At 38.9% G+C, this 11,886-nt stretch carries 10 protein-coding genes, 1 pseudogene and 1 riboswitch; of the genes and pseudogenes, 2 read left to right on the top strand and 9 right to left on the bottom strand.

Translation table 11 applies throughout. The features are described from left to right. Window positions 1–113: 113 nt before the first annotated feature. The 3 genes from ADA55_RS30165 to ADA55_RS24360 all read right to left on the bottom strand — a co-directional run bounded on the left by ADA55_RS30165 (window position 114) and on the right by ADA55_RS24360 (window position 2,037). Entirely contained in the window at window positions 114–272 is a 159-nt protein-coding gene (locus ADA55_RS30165; protein ID WP_153246172.1) for a hypothetical protein, read from the bottom strand. Between the two features lie 146 nt (window positions 273–418). Beyond that, window positions 419–949: an isoprenylcysteine carboxyl methyltransferase family protein gene (locus tag ADA55_RS24365; protein ID WP_048688407.1), complete on the bottom strand. Its 531-nt coding sequence runs from the start codon at window positions 947–949 to the stop codon at window positions 419–421. Beyond that, on the bottom strand, window positions 949–2,037 hold the full coding sequence (locus ADA55_RS24360; RefSeq protein WP_048688404.1) for a type III polyketide synthase: 1,089 nt from the start codon (window positions 2,035–2,037) through the stop codon (window positions 949–951). The genes ADA55_RS24365 and ADA55_RS24360 overlap by 1 nt, the downstream gene beginning before the upstream one ends. Window positions 2,038–2,387: 350 nt before the next feature. Here ADA55_RS24360 and ADA55_RS30160 point away from each other — a divergent pair, with 350 nt between their 5' ends. After that, entirely contained in the window at window positions 2,388–2,558 is a 171-nt protein-coding gene (locus ADA55_RS30160; RefSeq protein WP_161922408.1) for a hypothetical protein, read from the top strand. Between the two features lie 375 nt (window positions 2,559–2,933). Here the strand turns inward: ADA55_RS30160 and ADA55_RS24350 are convergent, their stop codons facing one another. Both ADA55_RS24350 and ADA55_RS24345 read right to left on the bottom strand, forming a co-directional pair. Then, window positions 2,934–4,247: a nucleobase:cation symporter-2 family protein gene (locus ADA55_RS24350; protein WP_034307865.1), complete on the bottom strand. Its 1,314-nt coding sequence runs from the start codon at window positions 4,245–4,247 to the stop codon at window positions 2,934–2,936. Next, window positions 4,240–4,839, bottom strand: coding sequence for a xanthine phosphoribosyltransferase (locus ADA55_RS24345; protein WP_034311269.1), 600 nt, complete (start codon window positions 4,837–4,839; stop codon window positions 4,240–4,242). Before ADA55_RS24345 ends, ADA55_RS24350 begins: the two co-directional genes overlap by 8 nt. A 159-nt stretch (window positions 4,840–4,998) precedes the next feature. After that, window positions 4,999–5,100, bottom strand: a riboswitch (purine riboswitch). 423 nt (window positions 5,101–5,523) lie between these two features. On the opposite strand from ADA55_RS24345, the pseudogene ADA55_RS30820 reads away from it, so the two are divergent. After that, a pseudogene (locus ADA55_RS30820) lies at window positions 5,524–5,807 on the top strand (IS5/IS1182 family transposase); the annotation flags it as partial. A 167-nt stretch (window positions 5,808–5,974) separates the two neighbouring features. On the opposite strand, the gene ADA55_RS24340 reads toward ADA55_RS30820, so the two are convergent. From ADA55_RS24340 to ADA55_RS24325, 4 genes are all read right to left on the bottom strand, one after another. Continuing rightward, complete coding sequence (locus ADA55_RS24340; RefSeq protein ID WP_048688395.1) at window positions 5,975–7,486, bottom strand: carboxypeptidase M32; 1,512 nt, start codon at window positions 7,484–7,486, stop codon at window positions 5,975–5,977. Between the two features lie 132 nt (window positions 7,487–7,618). Then, window positions 7,619–9,532: an ATP-dependent DNA helicase gene (locus ADA55_RS24335; protein WP_048688392.1), complete on the bottom strand. Its 1,914-nt coding sequence runs from the start codon at window positions 9,530–9,532 to the stop codon at window positions 7,619–7,621. 229 nt (window positions 9,533–9,761) lie between these two features. Next, window positions 9,762–9,962, bottom strand: coding sequence for a cold-shock protein (locus tag ADA55_RS24330; protein ID WP_034307871.1), 201 nt, complete (start codon window positions 9,960–9,962; stop codon window positions 9,762–9,764). Window positions 9,963–10,155: 193 nt separating this feature from the next. After that, on the bottom strand, window positions 10,156–11,304 hold the full coding sequence (locus tag ADA55_RS24325) for a THUMP domain-containing class I SAM-dependent RNA methyltransferase (RefSeq protein WP_048688389.1): 1,149 nt from the start codon (window positions 11,302–11,304) through the stop codon (window positions 10,156–10,158). Window positions 11,305–11,886 lie beyond the last annotated feature (582 nt).

Below are 11,886 nucleotides of genomic sequence, written 5' to 3'. Positions count from 1 at the left end.
GCTTTATTTTTACTATATGATTCATTACAGGCCATGTTCAAAAAAAAAACCACCAATTGGTGGATTCGCGCAATTTGATCATATTGTTGGAATGGAAAAAAAAACCAGGATGTTTACCTGGTTGTTGGGGTGGGGTTAAAAGCAGCTCGGTTTTCCATTGGTGATTCGGTATAAGGTTTTACTGCCTTTGCCGTTTTTTGAATATTATTCAATACATGTTTCATCACAAAACCATATGTAGCGATTGTCAATAAAATGAATACCCAAACCATTACCAACACCATCCTCTTTTATATTGATTAGCTTTTAGTTTTTAGTTAAAATAAATGATTGAAATCCGAATGAGAATAATTTTCATCTTCATTTAGAATCTTATCACGAACGATAATCATTTTCAATAAGTAATTAAATTTTTTTATTATTCTCCCTTAAAAACCGTAGAATATTCCGTGTGTTCCTTTAATGCCTTCTCTTCCAGTGGGATTCTTACCATCATCATCCAAACATTCAATAAACTAAAGATGATAGCAGTATAATATGCATTGAATAATAAGGAAATAACTAAAATCTCAGTTGCCACTATGATATAGTTCGGATGTTTGAAAAATTTATAAGGACCTTTAATGACTACATCGGCATCAGGAACCACTATGATTTTTGTATTCCAATGTTTTCCCAATGAACGGATTACCCAAACCCTTCCTGACTGCGCAATTAGAAAAAGGGTCAGCCAAATCGGCCAAAGTCCAGATATATCCCTTTCAAGGGCGATCACTTCAATAATGAGAACAATAAAAAAACTAAGATGCATTAGAACCATCCATTTGTAATGGGACTCACCGTATTCTATTGCTCCTCCAGCTTTCAACTGTTTTTCATTTTGTTTGGCGATATATAATTCAACAAGGCGCTGTATAGCGATCAAGATAATGAAAATGGCGAAGATCATCACTTCCACCTCATTAACACAAGTTCAGATGAAAACCCAGGCCCCAATGCAGCAGCCAGTCCCACCTCACCTTTATCCCCGCCCCGCTGCATGAACCTCTCCAGAACGTACAAAATAGTTGCTGAGGACATATTGCCGAATTCACGCAATATGCTCATTGACTCTGCCGTCATGCTTTCATCGAACCCGAGGGCTTCGTGATAAGCATCAATTACTTTCTTGCCTCCAGGATGAGCGATGAAATCTTTTACATCGTTTAGATCGAATCCATTCTCCATTAAGAACTCTTGAACATTCGGTTTAAGCCAATCCTTGATGATTGTAGGGATATCTTTCGAAAAAATAACGTATAACCCTTGATCTTTAACATCCCACCCCATAACATCCAATGAATCCGGCATAAGCGTCGATTGCGAATCCAAAAATTGCAAATGCCTTACTTTTTTTGAAAACTGTTCACTCGGCACTTCATCACCGCAAACCAAAACACAGCTTACTCCGTCGGAAAATAAGGAAGTCCCAATTAAATTGCTTTTGGAGATATCATTCCTTTGAAATGTCAGACTGCATAACTCCACGCTTAAAACAATGACTTTCGCCGTCGGGTATGCTTGGCAATATTCAAAAGCACGTGATAGGCCACTCGCTCCCCCTGCACAGCCAAGCCCCCAAATCGGAATCCTTTTAGCATGCGGATTAAATGTAAGTTCATTCATTATCCTGGCATCAATGGTCGGGGTGGCAATCCCCGTGCTTGAGATAAAGAAGAAAGCATCTAGTTCGTTTGCCTGCAGTCCTTCTTTTAAAAATTCTGTGTTGGCTAAGCATTTTTCTATAGCTTCTTTCCCAAATTTGATTGCCTGCTGTATATATAAATCATTCCGATCGGCAAAAGAATGATCCTCTTTAAACCAATCGAGATCATTTGAAAAATATCGATTTTCCACTTGTCCATTCTTAAAGGCCTTTAGTAACCGTTCTATATTCTTAAATGATGCCCCAAATATTTCTCTCGAAAATTCCATGATTTTTTCTTGTGAAAGCAAATGTGGCAGCTTTACATGAGATGCAGATAATAAATATGGCATGATTCCACCCCTAATTATTCATGATATGGTTAATATACCCACCAGGACATCAATTATGCTTTATAGCTAAATGGTTATATGTATAGGCATTTAATAATATTTTTTCAATTTTCTTCTACATAACTAGGTAACTAAAAAAGAAAGAATATAACCATACAAGCGGAGGAATACTTCCACGAATATCACCTTTCATGCCGAAAAGGACGCTAATGGATTTCCTGTACGAAAGGCTGTCTTTTGAGATACGGCTTTTGAATGTCCAATGAATAACGGATTTAATGATCGAGGGAACAAACGGATGGGCTGAGTAAAACGGTGAAATCATGTTTGGCATGCCGTTAGAAGGGGGAATGCTTAAATCCTTTGCAGCAGAATTCGGCAGCATGCTTGCCGGTAACTATTACCGCCTCTTTAGCAGGAGACAAAGCATTGATTGGTATCATACCCATATGGGCAATATCGATAAAAGGGCGAGGTACCCTTCATATCATCTTAATAATCGAAAAGTATTCACGATATAATAAAACCCCCTTACCTATAATTTGGTAAGGGGGCGCTTTCAGTCTTCTTTCTTTACTGAAGATTGATTTTGCACTTGTATAATGATGTTTTGAAACTCCTCTTTTCCACACACACTGCACCTATACTCCTGGCTTAGTATGGTACGGCAATGAATACAATATTTTTTCTCCATCCCTATCACTACTTTCCTGAACATATACTATCAATATATTCAAAAAGTGAAGAGAGTTTCCTTTTATCTGACAAAACTCCAAATACATTATCAATGATATGCTTCGGCCCTAAATGAAAAAAATGCCCAAAATCCTCTTTAACTGAGAATTTTGGGCATGTAAATGGGTGAATCTATCAAGATTACCCGAATCTATTTTTAATCAGGCTACATTTTGCCCTTCAATACGGGCTTCCTTCACCTTCCCTTTTGTAGGGATGATGTTAAAGACGATATTCAAGAATATGGCTGTCAAACTTCCGGCAACAATACCGTTTTCCGTTAGGATTTGAAAACTTTCCGGAATTTGCGCAAATAGCTCAGGAACGACGGTCACCCCTAGTCCCATCCCTACTGAACAAGCGATGATCAATAAATTTTCTTGAGAAGCAAAATCCACTTTGCTCAACATCTTAATTCCAGCGGCAATTACCATCCCGAACATCGCCACCATTGCACCGCCAAGCACGGATGAAGGGATAATTGTCGTGAATGCACCGATTTTTGGAACAAAACCTATGAAAATAAGAATGCCAGCCGTTGTGTATATGACATTTCTTGTTTTAATGCCTGACAATTGAATCAAGCCCACATTTTGTGAAAAAGCTGTATACGGAAACGCATTGAACAAACCGCCAATCATGATGGCAAGTCCTTCAGAACGATATCCGCGAGCCAGATCGTCTTCTGAAATCTCTTTGTCCGTGATTTCACCAAGAGCATAATAAACACCAGTCGATTCCACCAAGCTGACGATCGCCACCAATGTCATTGTAATGATTGCCGTGACGTTGAATGTCGGGGTTCCAAAGTAGAAAAAATGAGGCATATGCAGCCAAGTGGCACTGACAACCGAGCTAAAGTCCACTTTCCCAAGGAAGAAAGCTGCAAATGTTCCTACTAACAGCCCCAATAAAATAGAGATGGAGCGTACGAATCCTGATGAGAATTTATACATGAATATAATGAATAACAAAGTTCCGAAACCAAGAGCTACATTATTCAAGTCTCCGAAATCAGCAGCTCCTTGGCCACCACCAAGGTTGTTGATGGCAACAGGAATGAGCGTAATGCCAATAATCAAAACGACCGATCCAGTGACAATGGGCGGGAAGAACCTTGCCAGTTTTCCGAAAAACTTACTAATGATAATGACGATCAATCCCGACGCCAAAATAGATCCATAAATGGAGTTGATTCCATATTGCGTACCAATTGCAATCATCGGGCTAACCGCTGTAAATGTGCAGCCCAGGACGACAGGAAGCCCAATTCCAAAGAATTTATTTTTCCATACTTGCAATAAAGTTGCTATCCCGCACATCAAAATGTCTATCGAAACTAAATAAGTTAACTGCGCTGCAGTCAATCCCAGCGCCCCACCGACTATCAATGGAATGACGACTGCACCGGCATACATGGCAAGAACATGTTGTAATCCTAATGAAGCAACTTTTAATGGTGATTGATTAGACATTGACGGCTTCTCCTTCCTTTTCCTCAGCGAACGTTATCTCACCGAATTTCAACTCAGCAATCCGTGCAAGTGATTCCACTTGAAAACCTTGTTCCCTAAGATCCTTACCACCGCTTTGGAATGCTTTTTCAATCACGATGCCGATTCCGGCCACTTCTGCTCCAACCTGCTTACAGATTTCCACCAAACCCCGGGCTGCCTGTCCGACAGCAAGGAAGTCATCGATGATCAAAACCTTATCTCCAGCTTCAATATATTTATTGGAAACCGTAATGGTATTGGTTTCTTTTTTTGTAAAGGAATGAACGGACGCCGTTACTAAATCATTTGTTAAAGTAAGTGATTTACGTTTACGGGCAAAAATGAGCGGAACTTCCAATTCCAGCGCAGCCATCAAACCAGGTCCAATGCCAGAAGATTCAATTGTCAGCACTTTCGTAATTTCCTTTTGTTCGAAACGTTTTACGAATTCTTTACCAATTTCTTTCATTAACATAGGATCCATTTGATGATTTAAAAATGAATCCACTTTTAAAATATCTTCTGATAAAGCTTGACCCTCGGACAAAATTTTATCCTTTAAAAGTTGCATGAAGGTTCCTCCCAATCTGGATGTTTATTGACCATAAACCATGCAATTGTTTCCAGGCATATAAAAAAGCCCAAGAAACATTGCAGCACTTTTTTGGAGTGAAGCAATACTTCTTGGGCATGAATGAAAAATGAATCAGCAAAAGCCTTCATTATGCAACAAGATCTATTACTCACCCATAGTCGAATTATTTACGGTAATCCGGTAGAAACTTGCAGGCCATATCCCTGCTATTATACGAGTGAAACTTAATATTTTATTAATATATGAATTATAACAACGCTGACTCTATTTGAAAAGTTATTTTTGATAAAAACCGAACTTTCAATAAAAAAAATAAGTCATCATTCGTATTATTAGAAAATTGTGAAATCACTAACCCTAAATAGGAATGGATTTACCTATAAAGAAAAAACATCGCGCATGCGGGTTCTCCCCGGGACTAGTTTTCCCGCAGGAGTCTCGCACACCCGCTCCAATCAACTTTGTTTTAACTTTTAGATAGAACCCTTTCGCCTAAAGTCTTGGTTGTTTATAAATTTATAAAACTTGAAGGAATGAAGCTTTCTATCATGATTCTATTCAGCGAAATCAACTGGAAATGATTACTTTAAATCAACTATTCAGAGGTAAAGACGCCAAAGTATTGATCCAGTTATATCAGTTAAACCGCCCTTTGGGTGAGCTATTAATGTACTCCACGGCTATCGTGAGTACAAATCTCCAAAACACATCTGTGCAACATCCTCATCTTTATCACAGTGTACAAAAAGAATATCTGGCAAACATATGTGGAAGAAGCACATCATCTGCTTCATCATTAAGATGTAAAAACTATATATGCGAAACGTAAAGAAACGATTGATCGTGTATTCGCATATGCAAAAGAATGGTATGCAAAAATTGACGATGCAGGCGATGCTTACTTTCGCTGCGATTATTTTAAAAAGATGGCCAATTGGACATAGTAAGGTCCAAAAATAGCCTAACCTAGTGGGCTTCTAGAGCCCCAATCTCTTTAGGCGGAAATTTAAAGGGAATTTAAAAAGGGGTTCGGAATTTTTTAATTCCGAACCCCTTTTGTCTTCAAACTGAGAAGGCCTTTACATTTAATGCAAGTCCTTCTTCCTTTGATTCATTTGATTTTATAAACTTCTTTATATTTATCTTCAAGATACTTTATTAAATACTGAACATTCAGGCCTTCCCCTGTCGTTTCTTTCAAAATCTCCAAAGGTTTTTTTGTTTTTCCATATTTATGTATCTTTTCATTAAGCCATTCCCTGATTGGCGCAATATCCCCCGCTTCCAACAGTCCATCAAAATCAGGCAAATCTTTAAGCATCGCTTGCTTGATTTGGGCTGCATACATATAGCCCAATGCATAAGAAGGGAAATAACCAAAGCTGCCATCTGCCCAGTGTACATCTTGCAACACGCCCATGGCATCATTTTCAGGAACAATTCCCAAATAATCCTTGTATTTTTCATTCCAGACTCCCGGTAAATCCTTCACTTCAAGTTCTCCATTAAAGAGAGCCTTTTCCAGTTCATACCGAATCATTATATGCAGAGGATACGTCAGTTCATCTGCTTCAATACGGATGAACGATGGTTTCGATTCGTTAATGCCCCGGTAAAATTCATCCAGCGTCACGTCATTGAATTGTTCGGAGGCATATTCTTTTAATAAGGAGAATTTATTTTTCCAGAAGCTATGGTTCCGTCCAATGAAGTTTTCGAAAAATAAAGATTGTGATTCATGGATCCCCATGGATGTCCCGGAATCAAGAAGTGTTCCGGTTAACTCATTGGCGATATTCTGTTCATAAATGGCATGTCCACATTCATGAATGGTACCAAAGATTGCCCCCCTAAAATCATTTTCATCGTATCGGGTCGTCACCCGGACATCGCCCCTATTTATTCTAATTTCGAAAGGGTGAACCGTTTCATCCAGCCTGCCAGCCTTGAAATCGTATCCTAGCTGTTTTAGAATTTCCAAGTTGAGTTGATGCTGTTTTTCTTTAGGAAATTCTTTATAAAGGAACCCTGTTTCAGGTCTATGTTCGCTTGTTGCAATCTGTTTTACCAAAGGAACGATTCTCGACCGAAGCTCACTGAATACGCTGTCAAGTACATCTACAGTCATGCCTGGTTCATACATATCCAAAAGGGTATTATATTTCGTCCCTTCATATCCCCAGTATTCTACAAACCTGCGGGTATACGCTACAATTTGCTCCAGATAAGGTTGAAATAAAGAAAAATCAGCTTTTTCCCTTGCCTCTTCCCATGCACTTTCAGAACGCGATTGTAAAATGACGAATTCCTTATATTCGTTAGCAGGAATTTTCTTATTCCTTTCAAAATCTTTCTTACACACTTGCACCATTTTATTAGTCGTTTCACTAAGAGGCTCCATCGAAAGTTCTGCAATGAAGGATTCCATTTCTTTACTTGTGCTCATATTAAACACCTCGGAGGAAAGCACCCCGATAACTTCGGAACGCTGCTCAACACCCTTTTTCGGTGCACCTGTACGCAAATCCCAAAAAATTAACGCGAGTGCTTCATTATACGCCGAGATTTTCTTTACATATTCTTTAAACTCTTTTTCTATCAGATCGATACCCTTTTTTGTCATATTCACTGCTCCTTCCAACTACACTTTACCATATTATACAAAAATCATTCCTATCAGAACCACTCCGATTAACAAATTAAAATAAAAAAAGAACCAAGGGGCACCTTGGCTCTTTTTTTGGATAGAATGGAGTTAAAGCGTTACAGGAAGAATGGATACAATCTTCTCTTTAACCTGCTCCGAAAGATCCTTATCAATCAAAATCTGGACTGTCCCCGAATCATTGCTCGTCCTGATCAAACGCCCTATTCCCTGGCGCAAGCGAAGGAGCATGTATGGAAGGTCCACTTCTTCAAATGCGTCGGTAACCGAGTTGCGTTTGGCCTCGAAAACTGGATCGCGCGGCGGGAATGGCAGGGAGTGTATCACAACATTTTGTAATGAAGGCCCTGGAACATCAAGCCCTTCCCATAAATGATAGGAGAAAAGGACAGATTGCTCTTCCTCTTGGAACTTCTTAACCAGCTCGCTGATTTCCGCTTCCCCTTCAAAATAAAATGGATAAGAAGACATTGGGCAGTTTTCCTTGAACCATTGCAATTCTTCTTTTGACTGGAACAACACGAGTGTTCGACCTTCATTTTCCTCAATTGTCTTCATCGTATATTGAAGTTTAGCCAATTGATTTCCATTTTCGAAGGCAGGCATGTTCATTTTCATGACTTCATCGTAATCAAACGGTGATTCAACGGAGAAGCTGTCATACTTTTCTATCCCTAAACTATCTGCAATGTATTGGAAGGATTTATTATCCGATAATGTTGCCGATGAAAAAATGTAAGGGATTTTTTTAGAGAATACCTGTTCAGACAAAATATCCTGTACGAGCCTTGGCATGATGACCAATGTTTTGGTCATTTCATTTTCTTCAAACCAGGAAACGGCCTGTTCATCCTTTACAAATAGAGAAAGGGAGTAGCCCAGCTGCTCTAAATATTCTTCCGTCACTTTTAAATCATAATCATTGATCGTGTACATTTCCGCTTCAAAAACTAGGTTCTCCTCTAATTCCTCAACCTTTTTGTGAAGCTTATGGGCAAAGCTTGTAATTTCTTTGGACATTGGGATTTCATAACGATTAGATCCGCTGACATGTATCGCTTTTTCATCCAACAAATCAAAAAATTCTTCATTGATATCAATTAAATCCTCAATGATATATAAGGTTTCTTCACGAACCTGATTGGCTGTAAGCAATTCTAAAACCGAGGCAAGGGTTTGTTCCCCAACTTTATAGGTTAAAGCCTTTTGAGCAGCAAATTCCAATAAGTGACCTTCATCAAAGACAACGCAGCTATGATCTGGCAGCAATGGTAACTGTCCTTCACGCTTACGCTTTTCCTTGGTCCATACATGCTCCATGAAGAAGTCATGTGAACAAATGATCAAATCACTTGATTTTCGATAGTGGTCCCGTGATAGGGTTTGCCCGCATCGATGGCGTTTATCACAAGTGAAACAGTTTTGGAGTTGATCCCAGCCAACTTTAGACCAGTCTTCATCATTTAAATATGGGTACTGTTTACGGTCCCCATATGCTGTATAGGCGTTCATGGATGAGTTATCATGGACAAACTTGGGAAGTTCATCATATAGTTGATCTATTCCTTCTGAATCTTCATGATTCACTGCGTAATCCAACTTCTTTAGACATACATATTGATCGTGGTATTTGGCAAGCCGAACATCCACTTCAATACCTAAAGCATTCTTGATTTTTTGGATGTCGCCTTCCTCTTTGACAAGCTGTTCAATCAACGTTTCATCTGCACACGAAATAATGGCCGGTTTATTCGTATATCTCGCATAACAAATCGCATATAGTAAATAGACCAATGTCTTACCGGTCCCTACCCCTGCTTCAGCAAAACTTACATTCTTTTCCTTAAAGGCTTTTTCTAACTGAAATGCCATGAAGATTTGTTCGTCACGCAGCTCAAATCCTTTTTCGGGAAGAATATCGTAAAAAACATCACCGATCCATTCTGAAAGCTTATCGTAAAAAGAATCTTCCTTTGTTACCGAAAAAGGCAGTGTTTTAAGCATCCTGGTCTCCCCTTTTATCTATCATCAGTGTATAGAATTCGAATCATTATAATCTTAGGCAAAAGTATATTATCCTTTATTTCACATTAATAGTCAAGATATTTACCAACCATTAGAAAATGAAACGTATTAGGTATGTTTTTTCTATGCATGCTGCCTGGTTGCCCCATTCGTAAAATAAAAGACAGGCTCCAAAAGAGAGCCTGTCTGTAAATAATATAGGGTTGAATTAAGCTTTGTTTACGTTTGATGCTTGTGGTCCACGTTGACCTTGTTCTACATCAAATGTAACGTCTTGGCCTTCTTCAAGAGTTTTGAAACCTTCGCCTTGGATAGCTGAGAAATGTACGAATACATCGTCTCCACCTTCACGTTCGATGAATCCAAAACCTTTTTCTGCGTTAAACCATTTTACTTTACCTTGTTCCATTTTTGTTGCCTCCTAGTGTGTTCTCCACACATTATATTACTATCCTTGCTCAAAAGAATATTAAGGTATTCCTTAAATCTGAACAAAAATAATTCATTATTAGAATAACAGAAAAGGAAATGATAAGCAAGACTGGAACCTATTATGAATAAATCGTCCTGACTAGCAAAATCCTCCGTTATATTCTACCTACTTATTCACCTTGAGGCTGTCTTGGCGGCCTTTTCCCCCAATATTGATAAAGGTCAGCACGGATGAAACCATTGAACAATTTCCTTTTTTTCGTTGCAGGCTTACCATAATGCTGTTCGAAGTCAGGGTTGGAGGTAATCATGTATACTGACCATGTATCAAGCTTCTTGAAGGCTTGGCCCATTTCCCTATACATCTGCTCAACCGCTTTTTTCTCACCAAGACGTTCTCCATAAGGCGGGTTCCCGACAATGACACCATACTCTTTCCTGGTCGAGATATCCCTCACCTGCATTTGTTTGAATTCAATCAGATCACCAAGACCGGCTTCAAAACTATTAGCTTTAGCTATATCGACCATTCGATGGTCAATATCACAACCGGTTATGTCCAAGTACTGATCATAATCGGCTAAATCTTCAGCCTCGATCCGTGCTTCATCCCAAACCTTGCTGTCCATCCATGACCAAGTTTCAGATACGAATTCCCTATTAAACCCCGGTGCTATGTTCTGACCAATTAAGGCCGCCTCGATGGGAATCGTTCCAGATCCACAAAATGGATCTATGAAAGGTTTATCCGCTTTCCAATTGGTCAGCATGATTAACGCAGCCGCCAATGTTTCTTTAAGAGGTGCCTCCCCCTGTCCGGTTCGATATCCCCGTTTATGCAAACCTGCACCTGAAGTGTCTATGGTAAGTGTCACAACATCTTTTAAAATAGATACTTCAATTTTAAACAAAGGACCAGTCTCGGCAAACCAAGACACTTGCTTGTATTTACTTTTCAATCTATCAACAATTGCCTTTTTGACAATTGCCTGACAATCAGGGACACTGTAAAGCTTTGACTTAACGGATTTTCCACTCACGGGAAACTCGACATCGGCCGATAAGTAATCTTCCCAATTCAATGCCTTTGTTTTTTCAAACAACTCATCAAATGAATATGCTTTAAATTCCGCGACTTTAATTTTCACCCTATCGGCAGTGCGCAACCATAAATTAGAGCGGGCAATGGCGGATTGATCACCTTTATACGTGATTTTACCATTTTCGACTTGACAATCGTAACCAAGATCCCGAACCTCCTTGGCAACAATTGATTCCAATCCCATTGCTGATGTTGCGATAATATCGAATTGTTTCATTAATTCTGCACCTTCTTTCCATTAATCCAAATCAATGGCACCTTTTCACGAATTTCTTCATTTATGTATTTTAGAAGCAGGCATTGATTTTTTACATGTAAACCTTATTTAAAAGGTCCACCGCCTTTTATCTTGTCGTTAGAATTCTTCATTGTTGGCCTAGCTACTATCATGATCATATAGCGGGAACATCTATGGATTACCGTGAAATAAAAGCTTTACTCTATTATCACTGCACCTTAAGATAATCGCTGCAATTATATGCTTGAAATCATCCAAACCAATTATGTATGGTTCCCATCCATAATCCACCTTCATTTTTAGGGCTAACAGAAGAGTTAAGGAACCTTTATAAATAGGATACCCAGAATCAAGGAAATGCTTAACATTCCAACACTATTTTTAAAAACGTTTCCGAAGACTTCATTCAAGCCATTTTCTTTCCGCTGGACACTTTTCGAATGGAATGAAAAACTTGCCAAGTTCTTAGTTTAACACAGCGGAGTTTCCGAAAACGAAAAATAAAAGGAAATGCCCAATCTTTTTATGTTAGGGCAATTTCCATAAACAAAAACTCTCCTT

It is taken from the genome of Bacillus sp. 220_BSPC (assembly GCF_001054655.1).
Classification (GTDB): Bacteria; Bacillota; Bacilli; order Bacillales; family DSM-1321; genus Peribacillus; species Peribacillus frigoritolerans.
Note: the sequence above shows the minus strand (reverse complement) of the source record. Positions and strands in the feature narration are given on the sequence as shown.